Genomic DNA, 21173 nt, shown 5'->3' with positions numbered 1-21173 from the left:
AGTCGCACACCATCTGATGTATGCACAATAACAATCCACAGCTCACGAAATTTACCACATTTGAACCAAAATTATACCACCAATAGACAGCCCCAAGGAATACACCGGAATCTGCCCAATTCAGGAAATCTGTGTGTATTGGAGCCTTGGATACAGTCTTCCTTCTTGACTTGAGCCATAGATGATGGACGGTCGGTCGAAACGATTTCCCAATCAACTATGCGCTTACCTCTTCTTCCTCTTCTCGTTATTTCTCTGCCGCTGTTAGCCTGTGCCCAGTCACCTCGTGTGAACACTCCTACGGGCGATGCCATGGCTCCTCCGGTCAAAGTAGCGACACTTCCACGCACTCCGGCACCCACCATCGGTGCAGCCCGAGCCATTGTGGTGGATTACGAATCAGGACGAGTTCTGTTTGAGAAAAATGCAGACCAGTCATGTGCCGTGGCCAGCACACAGAAGCTGATCACCGCTCTCTGTGTCATCGACAAGGGCAATCTCAATCACCGTTTCACCATCACCAAGAGTGATACGTGGGTGGAACCTACCAAGCTCGGTATTCTTCCTGGAGAAGTCTACACCAGACGCCACCTGTTAGGTGCCTTGCTAGTGAAAAGCGGCAATGATGTCGCACGCGCCTTGGCCAGGGACAATGCCGGCGGGGAAAGCCAATTCGCCACGGTGATGACGCGTAAAGCCCGCAGCTTAGGCATGCGTCATTCCAATTTCTTGAATCCCCACGGATTAACCGCCAAGGGCCAGTATTCCACAGCTCGCGACATGGCAATCTGTGCACGCGCGGCATACCGCGACCCGATCATCCGCAGTATCGTCAACACCCAAGCATATACGTTCAAGTTTTCAAACGGCCGCACCAAACGTCTGGAAAACACCAACAAAATTCTTAAACGCCTAAGCTACTGCAACGGCATGAAAACTGGCACCACTCGAGCCTCCGGCCGATGCCTTATCTCCAGCGGGGAACTCAACGGGCGCACCGCCATCGTGGTGGTGCTGGGTGCTCAGACCAGCACCATCTGGAACGACTCGGAAAAACTCCTGCGCTGGGCACTTGAGCGACCTGCATCCCAGTAATTGATTGGTCAGAGAAACCGCTCCCTGATTCATGCGCCAGCCGGATGACGAACTTGCCTCGCTTAAGCAGGCATCATTGTTGCGTCAATTACCGGCCTACGATCGCTCGCTGATCAATTTCTCGTCGAACGACTACCTCGGGCTTTCCAGGCACCCGACCATTATCAGCGCCTATCAACAGGCGGTGGATCAATACGGCGCTGGATCTACAGCCTCGCGCCTAGTCTGCGGATCACTTCCGCCACATGAACAATTAGAGAATTTAATCGCAGAAGCGAAAGGCACCGAGGCAGCTCTGAGCTTCGCCACAGGCTATGCCACCTCCGTCGGTGTCCTCGCTGCGGTATTACAAAAAGGCGACACAGTCATCCTAGACAAGCTCTGCCACGCCAGCCTCATCGACGGAGCCCGACTGAGCGGAGCCACAATACGGGTGTTCCCTCACAACCATCTCGATAAACTGTGTGACTTGTTAGAATCTTGTTCGCGCAGTGCAGCTGAGAACTCACGAACCCTCGTGGTGACCGAATCTATTTTCAGCATGGATGGTGACGCGGCTCCTCTTAAGGAAATTGCCGAGCTAACTCAAAAACATCGCGCCTTACTAATGGTCGACGAAGCTCATGCTTTAGGAATCCGCGGTCAAAGCGGCATGGGACTCGCCGAAGAACTCGGCATCAGCGAGCTGATTGATTTCCATATGGGCACCCTCGGAAAAGCAGGTGGTGTCGCAGGTGGCTACCTCGCAGCTTCGCGCAGCTGGATTGATCTGTTAGTCAACAAAGCCCGCTCGTTCATTTACTCAACAGCTCCCCCACCCGCTCAAGCTGCAGCGGCTTTCGCTGGTTTACAAATTATCCGTAGCGCTGAAGGAAGCGAACTACGCAAAAAACTTTGGGATAATATCCAAGTATTCCAAGAACACACCGGCCTGACCGCTCAGCCTGAATCAGCCATCATTCCCTGGATGGTCGGCGATACCGATCAGGCCTTGGATCTTTCTTTTCAACTGCGCGAAAAAGGATTTCTGGTGCCAGCTATCCGTTACCCAACGGTTCCCAGAAATACGGCAAGACTGAGAGTCACCATCAGCGCCGATCATGCACCACACGATATCAGGAGTCTTGCTGACTGCTTGAGGTAAGTCGTATGAATCTATTTTACGACACAACCGGAGTAAAACATGGGAGCGACAGCCTTCGCGCTGAGACGTCTCAAACCTGCGGATACTTCTGGCATAATTCACTCATCTACGATATAACGCTTTTTATGTTTTCGGAAAATCCAGTCGACTTCTTAAAAAGCTCTTCCATTGGCATTCATGCCGTATCCAAGGACGGCACGATTATTTATGCGAATGACCACGAGCTCAAAATGTTAGGTTATCAACCTGACGAATACGTTGGACACCATGTTTCCGAATTCCAGATAGAGTCCCCTAGCCTGGAAGATATGATGACCAAACTGAACAAGTTCGAGGTCCTGGAAAACTATCCAGCTGTCGTCCAAGCAAAGAATGGATTAAAATACATCCTCTACAATACCAGTGTGTATCACGCAAATGGAGAGTTTATTCACACCCGATGTTACGGGACTGAAATCGACGCATCCGTTTACGAGTTTTTCAAAAAGGCTGCGTCTACATCCAACGAAGCGGATAAGGCTCTTCACTGACGATAAAAATCGCCGTCGTTTCCTGCGTCAGCTCACAAGCAACAGCAAAGAGCTTACTATTTTGATTGGAATGCCGGGACAGGAAGACCCTCTTTGGACGCAAGGTTGACGTTGGGCGTGTTCGACCAAGCGTAACGAACCTTAGTGGGAGCCGGCAGCTTCGGGTTACTCAGGATAACCGAATCTGCGGATATGGAGACCTCAGTGGCTGGCACAAATTGGCCGTCTGCACCTGCCAGTTCAAAGCCTCTGAGTACATTGCCATCGCTTGCAACAAGTCCGCCACCAGTGTTCTGGAATTTCACCGTGACTTTGCCACTTTTAATCTCGTGGGAAAGATAGGTCGGACTGTCAGCTAAAACACCTTTGTCGTAAGTGTGCTTGAGAGCTAACAGAGCAAGTCTCTTACCCACCTGTGCTTTTTGCAGCGGATGGATATTTTTGGGATTTCCTACATCGATGGTGACAGCCATGCCTGTGTTCGGAATTTCTTCGGCTGACCTCTGCTGGGCTTGCCAAAAGATCGGTAGGATCTCCGGATTCTTGTCCTTGGGATAGCCGAAGGGTGCCAGTTGAACAAAATAGAACGGCATGTCCTCCCCCCAAATCTTGCGCCAGCCGTTGACCAGAGCCAGCTTACGGTAGTGGTAGTGCGGTCCTTCCGCTCGGTTGGATTCACCCTGATACCATAGAGTCCCTTTGATCTGCAAAGGACTGAGTCCGTGCACCATACCATTGTACAGCGCCGCGCTCTTGCTCTGGTTATTGGTCTTCACTTTTTTCGGATCAATGCCTTTGATTCTGTTATATTCATCGGCGAGTTGAGGGACGGATGCCCAACCGGCGGCCGTGGTCCACGGTTCGATTTTAGATCCCCCCCATGAGGAATCGAGCAGACCGATTGGCACATCTTTCATTTCCTCCTGCAGATATTTTCCGAAATAGTAAGCCACCGCAGAAAAACCACCGGACGTGCCAGTTTTGGCCATGCTCTCCGGTGTGCAAACTTTCCAACCAGAGCCTTTGGCAATATCTTTGAGTGGTGTTTTGGAGGCTACTTTACCCACGTCAAATAGACGAATGTTAGGATGATTCGCTGCGGCGATAGCCTCTTTGGGATTCTCGCTACGGCTGATACCCCATTCCATGTTAGACTGACCAGAGCAGAGCCATACGTCGCCCATGAGGATGTTGTTGAGTGAAATTTTATTCCGGCCTTCCACCGTCAGGCTCAACGCCTCTCCAAGCCCTCGCTTAGGCAAGGTGACTTTCCAGTTTCCTTCCACATCCGTCTCGGCTGTGGCCGTAGTAGGATCTGATAGAGGGCCAAGGGTCACCGTCACCTTTTCTCCGACATCGGCCCAACCCCAGATGGTGATCGGAGCATCGCGCTGAAGCACCATGTTGCTGGTGATGACTTTGGGCAAAGTGACATCGGCAACAGCAGTTAAAGGAAGGGAGGAGAGAATGCAGAGAATCGTTTTTTTCATGATAGTTCAGACTAGGCCACAGCCACTACGACCATTCTCAAGACAATGTTTCACTTTGGAAGCGTAAAACCAGCTCACTAAAGTCATCAGGCTTTAAGATCCTGGAGGATCAGTCGCCTTCGACAACGGCTGATAGAGAGGTTTGGGCCGCGGTCCGGTGCCGGCATCGCCAACAGCACGCTGGGTGAGGAGGGCTGATGCTACTGCTGCTGCCATTTTCTCCCGATAGGCTGAGGAGGCAATCATCTTGGCATCCGTGCGATTTGAAAGATAACCAAACTCCACAAGCACACAAGGTATCTGAGGGTTACGTGTCAGGCGTAACCGCCGACGCACCAATCCACGGCTTCGATTTCCACCTGCGACTTTTTCCATGTTCCATTGAATTCTTCGGGCGAGGCCATGACTATCGACTCGCCAAAAATATGTTTCCGGCCCACGGGTCGATGACGAAGGTGAGGCATTGTAATGCAGGCTGACCATCACTGCGGACTGATAACGGTTCGCCACTGCGACACGGTCGTCCAGATCCACAAAGCGATCGCCACTCCGCACCATCACGACTTTGAACTTTCCGGAGAGCATCCTTTTCAACCTCTGTGCGGTGTCCAAGGCGATGATTTTTTCGGTCTGCCCGTAACCTCTGGCTCCCGAGTCGTGCCCTCCGTGCCCCGCATCTATGATGACGGTGGTGTACCCGCTGGGCCCTGGTCGATGTCCCCATGCGTCACGCTTCAGACTCTGTCCCTGCCCCTGCATCATCGGTTGACCGTTTTGGGCGACAGGCGAGCAGGCGCATAGTCCAGCAAGCGTGGTAAAAAGGATCACTGTCCCTTCGATGAGGTTTTTATATCTGACCATTTTCTAAAGCCAGCAGGTTAACATGCTTGGCGACTAACTAGATTAGAGAGTACTAATAATGATTGCCAGATTTTTATGATGACTATCGAAACTCCTTAAACCTGACAAAAAATTGCATGGAGTCCAGTCGATCAATTCGGAAGATATTGTCGCATGTTTCTTCTAACCTTCGCATGCTAAAGCCCACGCTGGACATGATGGCGGGGTTTCCTACACTGACGGTCTGATGAATTCTGACTTTCTTGTCATCGGCAGTGGAATTGCCGGACTATCCTTCGCTATCCGTGCCGCCGAGCATGGCACCGTCACTATACTCACGAAGGGCAAGGCCATGGAGTCTAACACAGCCTGGGCACAAGGCGGCATTTCCGCCGTGCTACCTGAGGGTCTGCGGGAAAAAGGCGATAACGTAGAAAGTCACGTCGCTGACACTTTGGACGCAGGAGCTGGTCTCTGTGACAAGCAAGCGGTGCAGACTATCGTCGAAGAGGCCGCCGAGACCATTGAGGAACTCATTGCCTGCGGAGTGGATTTTGACAAACATGGCGAGGAATTTTCACTTGGGAAAGAGGGCGGTCACAGTCATCGGCGCATTCTTCACTCCAAAGATACCACCGGTCATGAAATCGCAGCCTCACTCTTGGAAACCGTGCGTAAAAATCCTAAGATTACCATTCTCGAGGAACATTTTGCAGTCGATCTGATCACCAGTGGAAAACTGGGGATGGTCTCGGAGGATCGTATCCTCGGAGCCTACGTGCTGGATGAGGCATCCGGTGACGTGAACATATTCCGGTCGGATCGAGTGGTTCTGGCCACCGGCGGTTGTGGCAAGGTCTACCTATATACCACAAATCCGGATAGCTCCACCGGAGACGGCTTGGCAATGGCTTGGCGGGCCGGAGCACGTGTTTCTAACATGGAATTTGTCCAGTTCCACCCGACGTGCTTTTTCAACCCCGCCGCCACCGGAGCCAAAGCCCGCTCCTTTCTGGTCTCTGAAGCAGTGCGTGGTGAGGGCGGTATTCTGCGCGATGCCAATGGCTACGAATTCATGGAGAAATACGATGCGCGTAAATCCTTGGCACCTCGCGACATCGTCGCCCGCGCGATCGACCACGAGATCAAAAAGACCGGAGCCCAGTGCGTCTATCTGGACGTCACCCATAAACCGAAGGGTTTCATGCAGGACCGTTTTCCTCACATATACAAAACTCTGCTAGAGTTCGGACATGATTGCGAAAAAGACCCCATCCCCGTGGTCCCCGCCGCTCACTATCAGTGCGGTGGCGTAGTGACCGACGTCAATGGCAAGACCGATATCCGTGGGCTCTTTGCGATCGGTGAAGTCGCCTGCACCGGACTCCATGGAGCGAATCGACTGGCGTCAAACTCACTGCTGGAAGGGCACGTCATGGCCCGACTCGCCATGAAAGAAATCCTCCGCATCCATCCTTTTTCAAAACCAGACCCGGAGGCACCCGAAATCCCGGCGTGGGAATACGGGGATACCGCTCCACCCGATGAAATGGTGGTCATTTACCATAACTGGGACGAAATCCGTCGTCTGATGTGGGATTACGTCTCGATCGTGCGAACTACGAATCGTTTAGAAAGAGCCGCTCACCGACTGGTCAACTTGCGAAAAGAGGTGCGAAGTTTTTACTGGGGGCATCGAGTCACTTCTGATATCCTCGAACTCCGCAACTTGGTGGCAACAGCGTCACTGGTGGTGGACTGCGCACTGCGACGCAAGGAATCCCGAGGAATTCACTACACTCTCGATTTCCCGGATAAAGACCCTCGTGCCTGCGTTCCGACCACCCTCAGACGTTTTTAGCCGCAAGTTTCATCCCTCCCCCTCATTTTTTCCCTCCACACATGCCCTCTCATTCATTGACATCGTTGATCGCCCTGACCCTGAGCCTTGTTGCCGTCGTTGTGCCTACCAACGTCTCGGCACAAGTTGCACGGGCCAAAACTATCAATACCGGTGGTGGCCCAATCGTCCGGACTCCCACTGCGGGTGCTACGGCAGTGAATGCGCCGAGGGCAAATCCGTTCACCGAAGTCCGCTATCCTTGGCGCAAACACATCACCGCCACCGTGTTCTGGATCGGTGAGCGCCCCACCCCCAAGAACCCCACGCCGAACCATGCCAGCTCCTGGGACACCCAATGGCAGTTAAACTACGGAGGCTACGACAATCCGGATAAGAACGCACGAGCAGGCTACCGCCCGGCGGCATTCGTTCCGGAGCTGAACCCCTTTTACATCGCTCTCCCCTATAACGACTGCATCAACCACGCCACTCATCGCCCCGAAGCTAGTAAGGTAATTCCTTGGTGGCATCGACGCGCCGACAAACGACCAGGTAAAACCAGCTGCAAGGGCCGCTGGCTGCAAATCGTCTACAATGGCAAGGTCTGCTATGCCCAGTGGGAGGACTGTGGTCCCTTCACGACGGACGATTGGGAATATGTCTTTGGCAACAAACCGCCCAAAAACACCAAAAATGACGGCGCCGGCATCGATGTCTCCCCTGCGGTGAGAGATTTCCTCGGAATGAAATCCCATGCCAAGGTGCACTGGCGTTTCATCGACTTTTCGCGCGTGCCACGCGGCCCTTGGTCACAGTATGGAAAGAACAACCCCTTCCTCAATCCCAAGCTGGACCCCGATCTCAAAGCCAAACAAGACTACATGATTTACCTGCGCACCATGCGGGATAAGGCATATCAGCAGAAAAACCTGCCTACCAGACGCTGATAAGGACGAAATTGTGGGCTTTCGGAAACTTTTTCGGCTTTTTTGCAAAAGTTCTCTTGCCTTTTGTCCGGCGGGACACTAATTCCTCCCGCACCACGTTTCTACGTTTGGCACCAGTGCTCGGGTGGCGGAATTGGTAGACGCGCTAGACTAAGGATCTAGTCCGAGTTAATCGGGTGCGGGTTCGATTCCCGCCTCGAGCACCATTTTAAAAAGCTCCTCTTCTCCTACGAGATCAGGGGCTTTTTTGTGCCCATATCCCTCCACTTCAGAGGTGGGATGAGAACCCTTGGGTTCGAGCGCAGACGCAGTGCGTGTATCACGCATTTTTTACATCAGAAATCCGGAGGAGGATTTCTACAAATCAGCACAGCCTGAGTGGACGAAGGCATTCCCGCCTCGAGCACCATTTTAAAAAGCTCCTCTTCTCTTACGAGATCAGGGGCTTTTTTGTGCCCAGTGGCCCCCCTTATAATTGAGCCATTATTGCATCCACACTGATCCGTAGCTGCTGAGCGAAGCGATCGTTGTTCACATCGTGTATTTCATCATGCGTTTCGCCGATATCGAAAATCTCCACCTTCCCCTTCAGCTTAGCCCTCAGCCGCCCGCCCTTGGAGAGCCTCCCTCTGCTGCCTAGGAGAAATACATCTCCAGTGAAAGGCTTCAGTTGGTAGTCGTTCAATGCGAGCCGGAAGTCATACGCTACTCGGCAGGCTATTTCGACAGCTTCTTGATTGGTCATGTCCAAGGCAATCCTCTCGGCGGCAGAGATACGCCTGAAATCGTTTTCCAATTGCCGATTCAATTTCTCTTCTGAAAATTTGCGCCTGATCCGGTCTACGACTCCACGCCTCACCCTTCTAAACCAGCTGCGTTCACCTGGAGGGGCCACGGGCGGATCTATTAACAGCAATGGCGCTACATCCTCGCCATGAGCCGTCAACTGCTGAGCCATTTCGATAGCTACCACTGAACCAATGGCGATCGCACCGATTACGTAGGGCCCTCTTGTCCGAACCTTGCGCATGGCAGCGATGTATTGGCTGGCCATTTCCTCAATGGTGCAATGGCGTTTTTTCGGGCGTTGAAGCCCAGAAGCCTGAAAAGCATACACAGGCTGGTCTTCTCCCAAGATCTGAATGAAGTGAGGGCTGATGTAAGCCTGCCCTTTCACTCCGTGAATTAGAAAAATCGGAACATTCCCGCCATCCACATTAAGGGCGATCACCTTCTCAGACTGAGAGTATGTCTGCTCCATTTGAGTTTCCCTGCTTTCGTTAATTTTCCTCTTTTGAATTGGCGGAACAGCAGATGGCATCAACAGAGCTAAGATTTTAACCTGTCAATGACGGCATCCATTGCCGCCCGTAGCTGTTGACCGAAGAGATCATTGTTCACTTCATGTATATCGCGGTGACGTTCTCCGACGTCGAAAATTTCAACGGTGCCTGTGAGCTTCTCGCGCAGCTTGCCGCCGCCTCTCGACAGACGGCTACGGCTTCCTAACAGATACACCTCGCCATCATAGGGCTTCATGCGGTAGTCGTTGAGTGCCAGTCGAAAATCGAAGGCCACCCGACAGGCAATTTTCAATGCTTCCTTGTCGGATGTATCCAGAGGGATTCTCCCTTTGTCCTGATGCAGTTTAAAATCTTTCTCTAGCTTCTTGTTGTATTTCTCCTCGGAGAATTTTCGTTTGAATCGGTCTGTTAGATCTCGTCTGACCCGTCTCAGCCAGCTCCGCTCTCCCGGGGGATCAATAGGAGGGTCAATCATGAGGATGGGTGCCACCGCTTCACCTGCGGCTCTGAGCTGGTCTGCGATCTCTAGGGCGACCATACAGCCGGCACAGATTGAACCGATGAGATACGGTCCGTGAGGCTGGATTTCTCGCATCCCCTCGATGTATTGCTCGGCCATTTCCTGTATAGTCCAATGCCGCTTATCTGGTCGATTCAAGCCTGACGCCTGAAAGGCATACACAGGCTGATTCGGCCCGAGAATGCTGAGAAAGTGAGGGCTGACAAAGGCCTGACCTTTCACACCGTGAGTGAGATAGAGCGGTGTCTCGTCACCAGACTCGTTCAGAGGAATGATCTTCGCAGTGTGTGAGAAGTCCGCCGATCCCTTCTCCTCGTGACTCCGCTCGATGTTTGCCGACATGCCGTGCACCCGCGTATCCTTGAAGAGAATATGCAAAGGAATGCGGGTGGAAAACTCCGCTTCCACCTGAGTGTGGAGAGCTGTAGCACGTAAGGAGTCACCTCCGAGAAGAAAGAAGTCATCGTTCCGGCCTACTTGATCGATTTTCAGAATCTGGCAAATCAGCTTTGCGAGCTTCTTCTCCGTCTCGGTTTCCGGTGCGACATAAGCGGCCTCGGACTGCTGCTCGCGCAGGTCCAGCGCGGCCAAGGCCTTGCGATCCACTTTTCCCGAGGCATTCTCCGGCAGTGAATCCAGAAAAATAAATTCTGCTGGGATCATGTAGGTCGCTACTACCTCACTTAGGTTTTCACGAAGTACTTGCAAGTCGATCGCGCTGCTATCCTCGCTCACTAGGAAGGCAGCTAGCTGAGTGGGATTACTTTCACCTAGTTTTCGCGCCACCACAGAGGCGTCTTTGAGATCGGGCAGGCATTTCCTGATCGCCGATTCCACTTCGCTGGTGTCCACCGAGTAGCCACGGATTTTGACCCGGTGATCTTTGCGGCCGAGGAAATAAAATTTGCCATCTTTACCGACATACCCGAGGTCGCCACTCAAATACATTCGTCCACCCGGCACTGATGGATCGTCGCGGAATATCTTTTCATTGAGTTCAGGCATCTTCCAGTAGCCAGGGCTCACATAGGCACTGCACACTTGGATCTCTCCCGTTTCACCGTCCTCGAGCCGGTTCCCCTCGGAGTCGACAACCCTCAATTCCACCCCATCGGCAGCATAACCGACCGGCAGGAGGTCTTCGGAATATTCGGCGGAGGTATCGATCTTATACTGCGCGATGACACTGGCTTCGGTGGCTGCCAAGTGATTGATCATCGTGCAATCAGACTCAAAGTGAGCATTGAAAAACTCGACGTCTCTGCGCTGCACAGCCTCACCACCAAGGTCGATGCCTTTGACCGATCTGAGTTTCCGCCCGTCAGCCAAGCTATTGCACAGATGGCGGAATACCGTGGGCACAGCGTGCAGGATGGATATTTCCGAACTGTCTATCCAATCGGCCAGTCCAGCCGTGCCAAATTTTTTAATGTCGTAGGGATGCAGTGCGGCTCCCGTTAGCAGGGCGCTAAATACATCCATGTTAGATGCACTGAAACCGAGAGAATACAGAAGCGATAACCGATCATCGGCTGATACACTCAGACTGCCGCTGTAAACTCGGATAAAATGAAACAGGTTCCTCTGAGTTTGGCAAACTCCCTTGGGGTTCCCTGTAGAGCCAGAGGTGAAAAATATGTAGGCGGTGGCATCTGGCGGAATATCCACCTCTGGGTTTTCGGTCGAAAAAGTTTCAGGCAAGGATGTAACATCCATGACAGTGGCCTTACCATCGGCCACACGCCCAGCTTTTTCCAGATGCTCGCTATCCGTTAGAATAATGACAGGCGTCGCACTTTGCCGAATTTCCTCCAGCTTGCTCACTGGGTTCGATGCATCCAAGTGCACAAAAGCACTGCCGGCCTTGAGCACGCCGAACATGGCGATGATGGCATCTGCGCCTTGATCGAAAAGCAACGCAACACGCTCGGCACGCCCCTCGGTTTCTGCTAGAACAGCATGTGCGACTTGATTTGCCCTGGCATTAAAATCCCGATAGCTCAAGCGGCCTGATTCAGACTCGATCGCTACACGGTCAGCATTGTTTTCAACGACTTGATCGAAATGCTCCCCGATGTTAGTGAACAGAGCTTCATCCAGTGTCACCGCCGGTTTCATCGTTATTTATTACCAGAGTGAACGAGTCCTTGGTCTTTTTCCGGTTCCTCCGGGAGCCAGCCGTTTTCAGTGCGGTAGAGGAACCTCATATCTCCTGGGCCGCTGCCGTCATCCTTCACCTCGCGGTCGCTTCCGGTTAGATTGATCAAGATGGTGTCTTCACGTGGCACATGCCCGTCTTCCACCGCTTTAATCAAGCCGGCAATGGCTGTGCTGGCGGAGAAACAGGGATCGATACCTTCGAGGTCATTGACCATCTGGCGAGCTTCGCGAATCTTGGCTTCAGAGACAGCCACAATCTCGCCATCGCTTTCTTTGACGATGTTTCGAATGAAGGGATAAGCCTTGGTCGGGTCACCACGTAGGATTGCCTTGGCAATACCCGCTGGCCGCTGGACAATGTGGTGAGGCTTGATGTTTTCGGAGTCCTCAGCCCACGCGGTGGCCATGGGTGAACAGCTTTCCTGCTGACAGCAAAGCAGCCGCGGAACAGCCTCAGCATGACCGATACCATGCAACTCTTTGGCCCCTTTGTAAGTTCCAAAAACACCCATCGCACTTGAAATAGCCTGCACATACCAATGGATAGGGCCATCGACTTGGTCGACCGCCTCCATGAACGTCAGCTTGAGCCCCTCACGGCGGCCGAGGTTGAAGAAGCCTTTCTCTGAAACAAAATTATTCAGTCCGGCAAACTCACCTCCGTAGTTGAAGGCCTCGGTAAAGGTCGCGTCCCGCATGACGTAGTGCACAATGTTAGGATGATTGGCAAACTGCACACGATCGTGGAAATCCTCGGCCGTGAAGAGATACATTTTAAAATCCTCAAAGCCTTTCATCGCACGTGCGTAGGCTGTGGAGCTGTTTCCTGTAGATGAGGTACAGAAGGTTTTCACACCGCACTCCTTCAGATAGGCCATCGCGGTGGCTGCCATCCGGTCTTTAGTCGTGCCAGTGGGTAAAACGGTTTCGTTTTTGAGGTAGAGATTCGGCAGACCGATGGCCTCTCCCAATTTTTTGGCATGCACCGTGGGAGTGTATTCCGTGTCGGTGGGAAATAGAGAGGGATCGCGGATCGGCAATAGATCTTGGAAACGCTCGTAAGGGTTCGTGGAATCCCTTAGCCTTACTTTTTCCAGATCGTAATAGACCTCAGTGATGCCACCACACTCTTCACAAAACGGAACGAATTGGCGGTCATAGTTTTTTTTGCAATCGGCGCAGAGAACTTGAAAATGAGAAGACATACGGGCTTAGTTTGAAATGTGATAGACGGTTTGTAACGACTGAAATGAATTAATTTCCAGAAAATCTCGCAGGAAGAAAGTGATCCACGCTGTAGTCCAGTTCTTGTTCCAAGACGTAACTCGAAACAACTTCCGCCAAGCCGGCACTTAGTAGCATTCCTTTCGGGCCGCCTCCGCTGGCCACGAATGCGTTGTTCCAGTTTGGGACAGGACCGACGATAGGCATTTTGTCAGGTGTGGCCGGACGGAACCCAGTCAGCTGCTCCAAGATTTCCAGTTCTCCGATGGCAGGAAAAATCCCAGACACGCCTTGCAGAATCAATTCCCGACCTGCCTGCGTGGTTTCCCCGTCAAAGCCACAGTCTTCCAAGGTGCCTCCTAACCAGAGTGAACCATCGGCCACTTGATAGATACCGATCAAGCCTCGGGTGATATGGAATGGCAGCTCCGGACCAGATAGCTTTGCGCGCAGGAGTTGCCCCTTGAGTGGTCTGACCGGAAGATTGGCATCCAACCATTCTGAGGCTTTGTCAAACCAAGCACCAGTGGCCATGACGACGGCGTCACAGGCAATTTCTCCGTCGGAAGTAAGTACATGAGTGACTTCTGAGGATGATGTTTTCAGACCTGTCACTTCTGCACGATGGATATTAGCCCCTAACAGCTGAGCCGATTTGGCAACCGCCCGAGCGTATTCTGGGCTATTGACCATGCGGTTCCCTTCCATCAACACACCTCCAACCGCTCCAGATGCCAGGCGTGGTTCCTTTTGGAGAATTTCCTCAGGCTCAAGCCAACTCGCAGAGAATCCAGGAGTAGCATTATACAAATCCATCGACTTTTGCATGGCAGCCACTTCAGACTCATCCATGCCAATCTCGAGGCGTGAGACCACTCGGCATTGGGGATCGATCCCCGACGACTCTGCGATCTCACCATGTAAGCTCTCGTGGAGTGCAAATGAACGCAACGCCAGCTCAGACATCACCCCGGGAATACCAGGACCGTGCAGCGGGTTGAGTCCACCGGGGTTAGAACCGGTCGCCTGACTGCCAACGCCTGTCCGATCAATCAGCTCAACCTGCCAGCCGGCCTTGGCCAGAAAATAGGCTGTGTAACATCCGGTAATACCTGCTCCTACTACGGCTACGGTCTTCATGGGGTGAATTATAGATTCGGTTAGTTTCTATACGCTCCGTGGAAAGCTAGTCGAGAGACTTCTTTCCATCAACAGCTGGGATTGGGAAATCAGGCTCTACAGTGCGATTTTCCAACCAGAATTTTTCCAATCGCTTGACGATGTCCGGATGGTCGGCAGCCACGTTGTTAGCCTCATGCACGTCAGTCGCCAAGTCGTAGAGTTCCCATGGGCTTGATTTTTTCTTTAACAGATTACGGCGCACTGCTTTCCAGTTGCCATCGCGCACTGCGATGATTCCTCCGTAGTTATGAAAATCCCAAACCATGGGCACTGCACGCTTGGGTGCGTCTTCACCTAACAAAGCGGGAGTCAGATCGATGCCGTCGACTTTGGTGTCGGGCATTTTCCCTCCTCCGATATTGGCCAAGGTATTAAACCAATCAGGAAAATAGGATGGCATGTTAGTCACGGTGCCAGGCTTAACTTTACCGGGCCACTTCACCACGCAGGGAATCCGGATTCCTCCTTCGTAGCAGCTACCTTTGTATCCCCGCAGGCCGCCGCGTGATTTGAAGAACACGCAGTCTGCACCACCGATGTTGAAACGCTTATCTTGGCCGCCGTGGGTAGGGCCATTATCGGAAGTGAAAATTACGATGGTGTTTTTTTCCAAGCCGTGCTTCTTGATTCGCTCGAGAACTTTTCCCACGTTTTCATCCATATCAGAGATCATCGCGGCATATGCAGCGCGAGGACGTGGATGAGGCAAGTAACCATTCTGTCCGCGGTATTCACGATCCTTGTCCCACTCTTCGGGATACTTATCAATCCATTCCTGGGGAGACTGAATCGATACGTGTGGCTCGACAACTGGAAGATAAAGGAAAAACGGCTTATCCTTATTGTCATCAATGAATTTGAGTGCGTGTTCGAGAATCAGGTCCGGAGCATAGTTTTCAGCAACGTAATCTTCGGCTTTCACCTCGCCCTGTTTCTTACGCAAATGCCCGGGGATCGGGTCTTTATTGATCACCTCCTCTTTTTCGTTAGAGTCCAGAAATGGAGGGTAATAGCTGTGAGCGTTCCGCTGGCAGTTATATCCGTAGAAAGTGTCAAAGCCCTGTTTGATCGGGGAACCGCTGGTGTCGGAGGGGCCGAGTCCCCATTTGCCGAAAGCTCCAGTTGCGTAGCCTGCCTCCTTGAGCACTTCAGCGATGGTCACAGCATCCGCAGTGATCGGCCACTGGCCAGGAAATTTCTTTCCGTTGCCACTGTCCCGATTGCCTCGGATTTCTGCATGCGAAAGATTTTTGCCAGTCATCAGCACGCATCGAGCAGGAGCGCATACCGGAGCCCCCGTGTAGTGCTGAGTAAATTTCAAACCTTCTTTCGCCAATTGATCGATATGTGGGGTCTTGATTTTCTCCTGACCGTAACAGCCCAATTCGCCGTAGCCGAGATCGTCTGCTAGAATAAATACGATGTTTGGCTTGGCTGGCTCGGCTGCGGTCAGAGTTGTTAGACCGGAAAGCACCGCCGCTCCGAAGATGGCTGGAAAAGATGTAGTTTTCATAAGGAAATAGGAATCAAGACGCGCACGAGCTCAAATCATATCATGAGCGAGTTACTTCTTATACTGACGATCCCTATGATTTCTCAATGGAAAACATCGATACTGCTAAAAAATGAACCGTAACTGGGTAATTAAACCAATATGGCCGCCAATAAACGGACGGCCCATGAACAAACCCCGGCACGCGCCAAAGGCAGACAACTATTGAAAATCCAAGTACCGCCGGCCGGGATCGAACCGGCACTCCTGTTACCAGGAAACGGATTTTAAGTCCGTCGCGTCTACCAATTCCGCCACGGCGGCATACTTGGAAATTTTCATCGGAAACGCGGTGGTGGTAGAACCATTGCGAACCGATCGTTCGGGAGGAAATCCAGAACGGCGTGCAGACTATGAACGCTTTTTGATTTCGTCAATGGCAGCTTGCAGAGATTTTTTCCCAGCGTCGTCTTTCTTCGGAATCACCTCCTCAATAAGGGGAATACAAGCAGCGGTGCCTACCTGCCCCAGAATGTCAGATGCAGCGACGAGTTGGGCCTCATTGAGATCAGCTAAAATGGGTAGTAACAGCACTTGGGCACCCTCGCCCAGACTGGTCATGGTTGAAGACCAGACGGCTGGATTTTTTTTCCAAACGTCCATGAGAATCACGTCGACTCCCTCTACTTGACGATCAATTAGAAACTGAATCCCTTGCGCTTCCGTTTCGCCGTCTTGGTGCAGCTCTCTTACAGCAGCCAGCACGGCCTGCTCACTTCCATCACTGGGCTCCGACCATGTTTTGAGCGCTCTGATGATCTCAATTTTGAGTGGATTGCTGCTGGAGGGCAGCATTTTCACAAGCTTCTCGGTGATGTCGGGACGCAGGGCTTTGGGCTCAGAGGTGGCTAGCCGTTTCACGGCCTTCATCTGCACATCTGGATCAATACTGGAAAGCGCGTTCAGGTTCTGGCGTTGGTAGTCGAGGCTTTCAGGATCCAGTGCCTTGTCCTCATCCAGACTGCCCACTTTTGAATGTTCCACGGTGACGTCGATCACCCGAAGATCACGGGATATCTTTTCTATTCTACCAAACTTCTCGCAAAGAACGGCAATTTCATCGAGGCTCTTGGTTTGATCCACTAACAAGATCAGTCCGTTGAGGCCGGTGGTTCCTCGGTCGTATGAAGTTTCGCGGCTAACCTTGTCGGTAGCATTGTAGAGATAGGCGGCTATTTTCCCCCTCACTGTCTTTGAGGCGTTGCGAAGATAGATCGCGGCCACTGAGTTAGCGGGGCGACTGTCCACAGCATTTTTCACCGGATCATATCCGATTTCGAAAAGATAATCCTCTGCGGCTTGTTCCTGAATCGCAGCAGATGCCAAAGCGCTATCAGTGGCTTTAGCCTCCTCTACGGGAACTACGGTCGCGCTGGTAGGATTGGCTGGGAAAATGACGGGCATGGCAAGCACGGCACCACAAAGCACCAGGCAAGCGATCCAGCCAACTTTTCGATTATGAGACGTGCCGTAAAATAAAAGTCCTCCACCAATCAAGGCTGTGAAACCGGCAAAGATAAACCGGTTGGGATTTTCCATGTCTCTCATACTGCCCTCTTTCCCTCCTGCCAGCAGAAAGACAATGATGACCATCACCAAGATGGCGGCTCCGGCTATGGCAGCCATAGTCCGCCTTGGCCTCGGTGGCCCCACAATATCGGCATTCACACCCTGTTGATAGTGAGCCTGTTGAAAGGCGACAGGGCTTGCAACTTTGGCGGTAGTTTTGCCGAATTGATCCAGACTTTGATCCGATTTCTCGCCAGGGTAAAAGCGCTCTTTTTCTGCTACCACGTGATCGTTGGTAACTTTGAAACGAGCATCACAGGAACCACATTCCACGGTTTTACCGAGCAAATCCTCGGTGACGACAAATTTCTGACTACAATCGGGGCACTTAATCCTCATGGGCTTTTTGGGTCATTCAACAGGGCTAACGGCAATCGCCGCACCTGCCTTCTTTGAGTATGCCGTCACCCTATCCGTTCACTCTTATTTTGGCTACTATGAAAAAATATCTTTCTTCCCTGCACCAGCGCTTGCCCCTGAGGCAGGTAGGGAGTAGAAGCAAGCCATGCTTGCAGAAATTGAGTCACTCCTCGTCCTGCAGGATCGCGATCAGCGTATCCTGAAGTTAGAGGCCGACCTGAAACGTATCCCCATCGACCAAGAACGCGCCAAGGAACGTCTGGCCAACGACCTCGAATCCGTAGCCAAGGCCAAGTTGGCGGTCCAGGAAAACGAAGTCGCTATCAAAAACATCGAACTCGATATCGGCACCCGCAAAGCCACTCTCACACGTCTCAAAACCCAACAATACGAGACCAAGAAAAACGATGAGTTCACCGCACTTGGAAACGAGATCGAGCGCTACAACGAGCAAATCGACGACTACGAAACCCAGGAACTCGAGCTGATGGAAAAAGCTGACGAGCTCCGTGCACTGCAGAAAAAAGCCGAGGACGCACTCGCCATCACACAAGGAATGGTCGACGAGGAAATTGCCAGTCTCGGCAGCCAGCTCGAGGAAAATAATAAACGCTTGGCCGAAGTGAAGGCCGAGAGAGCCAAACTCGCCGAGAATATCGATGATGATCAGCTCTCCTTATATGACCGCTTGATGAAGTCCAAGGGTGGCGATGCCATCGTCTCCGCTGAAAAAAGCCAATGCAGCGGCTGCCACATGAAGCTGGTGCCAGCCACCATGATCAGCGTGCAAAGTGAAAAAGAAGTCACCCAGTGCGAAAACTGTGGACGCATCCTCTATCTCTAATCCGGCATGACTCCTGAATCGATCAAAGAGGCACTCCAAAAAGTGCCCTACCCCGGATTTTCGCGCGACATCGTCTCCTTCGGCCTGGTCAAGGACATCCAGATCGACGGCGACGTGGTCACCGTCAAGATCAGCGTGCAGACCAATGACGCCAAGGTGCCCGAACAGATTTTCAAATCCTGCCACGAGGTGCTCGATCCCCTCCCCGGCGTCAGACACGCCAAGATCGAAATCGACGTCCAAGACCCGCCCGCCCAAGCAGGCGGCAGCGGTCAGATGGGTAAGAATAACATCCCCGGAGTGAAGCACGTCATTGCCGTGGCCTCAGGAAAAGGAGGTGTCGGAAAATCCACCGTCTCCGCGAACCTCGCCGTGGCACTCGCCAAGGAAGGTTACAAGGTAGGCCTCTGCGACTGCGATCTCTACGGCCCATCCGTCGCTCACATGTTCGGCAGCAAGGAGCGCCCGCTTGCTACCGAGGACAATGAGATCATCCCTATCGAAGCCCATGGGGTGAAACTGATGTCCATGGGATTCCTGTTAGAAGAAAACTCTCCTGTGATCGTGCGCGGCCCACTCGCCACTCAGTATACCCAGCAGTTTCTCAAAAATGTGCTCTGGGAGGACCTCGACTACCTCATCCTCGATCTTCCGCCAGGCACCGGTGATATCCAGCTCACCATCGTGCAGACCATCACTCTAACTGGAGCTGTGATTGTCACCACTCCCCAGGAGGTTGCTCTGATCGACGCCCGAAAAGCAGTGTCCATGTTTGCCAAGGTCAACGTCCCTCTGTTAGGCCTGATCGAAAATATGGCATGGTTCGAATGCGACCACGGCACCCGCTACCCCATCTTCGGAGAAGGTGGCGGCAAGCGTGAAGCGGAGAAACTCAAGATCCCTCTCTTGGGGCAGGTTCCGATCAATATTCCAACCCGTCTACAAGGCGACAATGGAGCCCCTGTCGCCACCCTGTCCGCTACAGAAAACCAGGCGAGTGCCGCATTTTCCACCATCGCCCAAGCCCTGGCTACAGCGAACCCAGTTTAGGTCCGGAGCCAAAATCCGCCGCCTTATTCAAAGAACCAGCCATCGGCGACGTTATATAAGTAGATTCACCAATTTGCTCTTAATTCCCAATTCATCCCTCTCAATTCCCGCATGACACCCGACTCCATCGATGAAATCATGCGCCGCGTGCATAAGCTGGAAATCAAGGCCCGCCGGCTTGCCCGTGAAACCTTCAGCGGAGAATATCACTCATCGTTCAAAGGCAGCGGACTCGATTTTGAGGACTACCGGGAGTATCAGCACGGCGATGAGACACGCTTTATCGACTGGAACGTCACCGCACGCAAGGACACCCCATACATCCGAACTTTCCGTGAGGAGCGCGAGCTGTCCGTCATACTCGCGGTCGATGTATCAGGATCCACACTTTTCGGTAGCCAGCATCTGAGTAAAAGAGAGCTCGCCGCCGAGCTCGCAGCGGTTCTGGCTTTCAGTGCCAACTACAATGGCGACAAGATCGGCCTCCTGCTCTTCGCCAATGAACCGCTGATGTTTCTCCCCCCAGCCAAGGGCACTCGACACATTCTGCGCATGGTGCGCGAAATCCTCACCGCGGATCCTGAGGACGCTGGCACTTCCATTCCAAAGGCCTGTGATTTTCTTCTCCATACAGTGAAACGAAAGTCGCTGGTTTTCATGATCTCAGACTTCTTTGCCCACGATCTGAAAAAGCCTCTCGGCTCTCTCTCTTGCAAACACGACACCATCGCCCTGCGCGTTACCGATCCCTACGACGAAGAACTTCCTCGTATCGGCACCGTCAACCTAACAGATCCAGAAACCGGCTGGCAGACCACAGTGAACACGAACAACAGTAACCTCCGCATGGGCTTCAGCAAACTGACCCGGAGGAACCGTGAGGGCATCACCCGTCTGTTCAAACAACAAGGCATCGACCATCTCAATCTCAGCACAAACGGCGACTACCTGCCCCACCTACACCGACTATTCAAAACCCGCACCCGCCGTCGGAACTCCTGATTTAAAAAATGCCGGACATCCACGACATCACCGCTCCAAGGGAATTTCTCCCTGAACCGACCACCCCATGGTGGATCTGGGCAGTGGTCGGACTCTGTGCAGCTCTCGTCATCGGCTTAGTCATATGGTTTTTATGCAGACCGAACACTGCCAAACAGCGTGCCACCTTGTTAGACAAAGCACGGGCTGACCTTAATCAGCTCAAGGAAGACGCCCCCAAACTGGCACCACAAATCACGGCCACCCGTATTTCCCTCATCATCCGCCGTTATCTCGAAGCTGCTTTTCAGGATCCCGCCTTATTTGAAACCAACGAAGAATTCACTCTCCGACAGCGCGCATTGGAAAAACTGCATCCGGACTCGCGCGAGCCTGTCACCAATCACCTCACCCGACTTTCCCAGCTGAAATACACACCCGCCAACAGCAGCGAACCAGCCACACTCATCGACGAGGCTCAGGAGCTGTTAGCAAATATCGAAATCAACGTCAGCCCCGAAACCACCTGACAGCCAGC

Annotated in this window: 18 protein-coding genes and 2 tRNA genes; 10 read left to right on the top strand and 10 right to left on the bottom strand. The window is 52.6% G+C overall.

All coding sequences use genetic code 11. The features are described from left to right. Nucleotides 1–219: 219 nt before the first annotated feature. From ACSPJT_RS16775 to ACSPJT_RS16765, 3 genes are all read left to right on the top strand, one after another. Nucleotides 220–1095: a D-alanyl-D-alanine carboxypeptidase family protein gene (locus ACSPJT_RS16775; RefSeq protein WP_435893712.1), complete on the top strand. Its 876-nt coding sequence runs from the start codon at nt 220–222 to the stop codon at nt 1093–1095. A 31-nt stretch (nt 1096–1126) separates the two neighbouring features. Continuing rightward, complete coding sequence (locus tag ACSPJT_RS16770) at nt 1127–2239, top strand: aminotransferase class I/II-fold pyridoxal phosphate-dependent enzyme (protein ID WP_435893711.1); 1113 nt, start codon at nt 1127–1129, stop codon at nt 2237–2239. A 125-nt stretch (nt 2240–2364) separates the two neighbouring features. Beyond that, nucleotides 2365–2769 (top strand): PAS domain-containing protein, encoded by a 405-nt coding sequence (locus tag ACSPJT_RS16765; protein ID WP_435893710.1) that lies wholly within the window; start codon nt 2365–2367, stop codon nt 2767–2769. 56 nt (nt 2770–2825) lie between these two features. Here ACSPJT_RS16765 and ACSPJT_RS16760 read toward each other — a convergent pair whose 3' ends face one another. Beyond that, the gene (locus tag ACSPJT_RS16760; protein ID WP_435893709.1) at nt 2826–4259 is read right to left on the bottom strand and encodes a sialate O-acetylesterase; all 1434 of its coding nucleotides are present in this window, start codon (nt 4257–4259) and stop codon (nt 2826–2828) included. Nucleotides 4260–4352: 93 nt separating this feature from the next. Continuing rightward, nucleotides 4353–5120 (bottom strand): N-acetylmuramoyl-L-alanine amidase family protein, encoded by a 768-nt coding sequence (locus ACSPJT_RS16755; protein WP_435893708.1) that lies wholly within the window; start codon nt 5118–5120, stop codon nt 4353–4355. 226 nt (nt 5121–5346) lie between these two features. Between ACSPJT_RS16755 and nadB the strand changes: the two genes are divergently transcribed. The 3 genes from nadB (at nt 5347) to ACSPJT_RS16740 (ending at nt 8095) form a co-directional block, all read left to right on the top strand. Then, nucleotides 5347–6960 (top strand): L-aspartate oxidase, encoded by a 1614-nt coding sequence (nadB, locus tag ACSPJT_RS16750; protein WP_435893707.1) that lies wholly within the window; start codon nt 5347–5349, stop codon nt 6958–6960. A gap of 41 nt (nt 6961–7001) precedes the next feature. Further along, nucleotides 7002–7889, top strand: coding sequence for a hypothetical protein (locus ACSPJT_RS16745; protein WP_435893706.1), 888 nt, complete (start codon nt 7002–7004; stop codon nt 7887–7889). A gap of 118 nt (nt 7890–8007) precedes the next feature. Continuing rightward, nucleotides 8008–8095: transfer RNA gene (locus ACSPJT_RS16740), tRNA-Leu, on the top strand. Here ACSPJT_RS16740 and ACSPJT_RS16735 read toward each other — a convergent pair. From ACSPJT_RS16735 to ACSPJT_RS16700, 8 genes are all read right to left on the bottom strand, one after another. Further along, nucleotides 8058–8216 carry a hypothetical protein gene (locus ACSPJT_RS16735; RefSeq protein ID WP_435893705.1) on the bottom strand — a complete coding sequence of 53 codons (159 nt, stop codon included), beginning with the start codon at nt 8214–8216 and terminating at the stop codon, nt 8058–8060. The genes ACSPJT_RS16740 and ACSPJT_RS16735 overlap by 38 nt on opposite strands. A gap of 142 nt (nt 8217–8358) precedes the next feature. Next, nucleotides 8359–9150: a thioesterase domain-containing protein gene (locus ACSPJT_RS16730; protein ID WP_435893704.1), complete on the bottom strand. Its 792-nt coding sequence runs from the start codon at nt 9148–9150 to the stop codon at nt 8359–8361. Between the two features lie 68 nt (nt 9151–9218). Continuing rightward, the gene (locus tag ACSPJT_RS16725; protein ID WP_435893703.1) at nt 9219–11831 is read right to left on the bottom strand and encodes an AMP-binding protein; all 2613 of its coding nucleotides are present in this window, start codon (nt 11829–11831) and stop codon (nt 9219–9221) included. Nucleotides 11832–11833: 2 nt separating this feature from the next. Further along, on the bottom strand, nt 11834–13078 hold the full coding sequence (locus ACSPJT_RS16720) for a threonine synthase (protein ID WP_435893702.1): 1245 nt from the start codon (nt 13076–13078) through the stop codon (nt 11834–11836). Between the two features lie 49 nt (nt 13079–13127). Next, a complete protein-coding gene (locus ACSPJT_RS16715; protein ID WP_435893701.1) occupies nt 13128–14237 on the bottom strand; it encodes an NAD(P)/FAD-dependent oxidoreductase in 1110 nt (369 codons plus the stop codon). A gap of 46 nt (nt 14238–14283) precedes the next feature. Next, nucleotides 14284–15792: an arylsulfatase gene (locus ACSPJT_RS16710; protein ID WP_435893700.1), complete on the bottom strand. Its 1509-nt coding sequence runs from the start codon at nt 15790–15792 to the stop codon at nt 14284–14286. 217 nt (nt 15793–16009) lie between these two features. Next, nucleotides 16010–16095: transfer RNA gene (locus ACSPJT_RS16705), tRNA-Leu, on the bottom strand. Between the two features lie 87 nt (nt 16096–16182). After that, a complete protein-coding gene (locus ACSPJT_RS16700) occupies nt 16183–17739 on the bottom strand; it encodes an MJ0042-type zinc finger domain-containing protein (RefSeq protein ID WP_435893699.1) in 1557 nt (518 codons plus the stop codon). A 166-nt stretch (nt 17740–17905) separates the two neighbouring features. On the opposite strand from ACSPJT_RS16700, the gene ACSPJT_RS16695 reads away from it, so the two are divergent. The 4 genes from ACSPJT_RS16695 (at nt 17906) to ACSPJT_RS16680 (ending at nt 21165) form a co-directional block, all read left to right on the top strand. Continuing rightward, nucleotides 17906–18604, top strand: coding sequence for a zinc ribbon domain-containing protein (locus tag ACSPJT_RS16695; protein WP_435893698.1), 699 nt, complete (start codon nt 17906–17908; stop codon nt 18602–18604). Nucleotides 18605–18610: 6 nt separating this feature from the next. Next, entirely contained in the window at nt 18611–19654 is a 1044-nt protein-coding gene (locus tag ACSPJT_RS16690; protein ID WP_435893697.1) for a P-loop NTPase, read from the top strand. A gap of 111 nt (nt 19655–19765) precedes the next feature. Next, on the top strand, nt 19766–20656 hold the full coding sequence (locus tag ACSPJT_RS16685; RefSeq protein ID WP_435893696.1) for a DUF58 domain-containing protein: 891 nt from the start codon (nt 19766–19768) through the stop codon (nt 20654–20656). An 8-nt stretch (nt 20657–20664) separates the two neighbouring features. After that, on the top strand, nt 20665–21165 hold the full coding sequence (locus ACSPJT_RS16680) for a hypothetical protein (RefSeq protein WP_435893695.1): 501 nt from the start codon (nt 20665–20667) through the stop codon (nt 21163–21165). Nucleotides 21166–21173 lie beyond the last annotated feature (8 nt).

It is taken from the genome of Oceaniferula spumae, assembly GCF_042849255.1.
Taxonomy (GTDB): Bacteria; Verrucomicrobiota; Verrucomicrobiia; order Verrucomicrobiales; family Akkermansiaceae; genus Oceaniferula; species Oceaniferula spumae.
Note: the sequence above shows the minus strand (reverse complement) of the source record. Positions and strands in the feature narration are given on the sequence as shown.

What these genes read in the sequence shown, in the direction of transcription:
- ACSPJT_RS16775 (WP_435893712.1), top strand. Translation starts at nt 220, where the DNA reads ATGCGCTTACCTCTTCTTCCTCTTCTCGTTATTTCTCTGCCGCTGTTA.
- ACSPJT_RS16770 (WP_435893711.1), top strand. Translation starts at nt 1,127, where the DNA reads ATGCGCCAGCCGGATGACGAACTTGCCTCGCTTAAGCAGGCATCATTG.
- ACSPJT_RS16765 (WP_435893710.1), top strand. Translation starts at nt 2,365, where the DNA reads ATGTTTTCGGAAAATCCAGTCGACTTCTTAAAAAGCTCTTCCATTGGC.
- ACSPJT_RS16760 (WP_435893709.1), bottom strand. Translation starts at nt 4,259, where the DNA reads ATGAAAAAAACGATTCTCTGCATTCTCTCCTCCCTTCCTTTAACTGCT.
- ACSPJT_RS16755 (WP_435893708.1), bottom strand. Translation starts at nt 5,120, where the DNA reads ATGGTCAGATATAAAAACCTCATCGAAGGGACAGTGATCCTTTTTACC.
- nadB (WP_435893707.1), top strand. Translation starts at nt 5,347, where the DNA reads ATGAATTCTGACTTTCTTGTCATCGGCAGTGGAATTGCCGGACTATCC.
- ACSPJT_RS16745 (WP_435893706.1), top strand. Translation starts at nt 7,002, where the DNA reads ATGCCCTCTCATTCATTGACATCGTTGATCGCCCTGACCCTGAGCCTT.
- ACSPJT_RS16735 (WP_435893705.1), bottom strand. Translation starts at nt 8,216, where the DNA reads ATGCGTGATACACGCACTGCGTCTGCGCTCGAACCCAAGGGTTCTCAT.
- ACSPJT_RS16730 (WP_435893704.1), bottom strand. Translation starts at nt 9,150, where the DNA reads ATGGAGCAGACATACTCTCAGTCTGAGAAGGTGATCGCCCTTAATGTG.
- ACSPJT_RS16725 (WP_435893703.1), bottom strand. Translation starts at nt 11,831, where the DNA reads ATGAAACCGGCGGTGACACTGGATGAAGCTCTGTTCACTAACATCGGG.
- ACSPJT_RS16720 (WP_435893702.1), bottom strand. Translation starts at nt 13,078, where the DNA reads ATGTCTTCTCATTTTCAAGTTCTCTGCGCCGATTGCAAAAAAAACTAT.
- ACSPJT_RS16715 (WP_435893701.1), bottom strand. Translation starts at nt 14,237, where the DNA reads ATGAAGACCGTAGCCGTAGTAGGAGCAGGTATTACCGGATGTTACACA.
- ACSPJT_RS16710 (WP_435893700.1), bottom strand. Translation starts at nt 15,792, where the DNA reads ATGAAAACTACATCTTTTCCAGCCATCTTCGGAGCGGCGGTGCTTTCC.
- ACSPJT_RS16700 (WP_435893699.1), bottom strand. Translation starts at nt 17,739, where the DNA reads ATGAGGATTAAGTGCCCCGATTGTAGTCAGAAATTTGTCGTCACCGAG.
- ACSPJT_RS16695 (WP_435893698.1), top strand. Translation starts at nt 17,906, where the DNA reads ATGCTTGCAGAAATTGAGTCACTCCTCGTCCTGCAGGATCGCGATCAG.
- ACSPJT_RS16690 (WP_435893697.1), top strand. Translation starts at nt 18,611, where the DNA reads ATGACTCCTGAATCGATCAAAGAGGCACTCCAAAAAGTGCCCTACCCC.
- ACSPJT_RS16685 (WP_435893696.1), top strand. Translation starts at nt 19,766, where the DNA reads ATGACACCCGACTCCATCGATGAAATCATGCGCCGCGTGCATAAGCTG.
- ACSPJT_RS16680 (WP_435893695.1), top strand. Translation starts at nt 20,665, where the DNA reads ATGCCGGACATCCACGACATCACCGCTCCAAGGGAATTTCTCCCTGAA.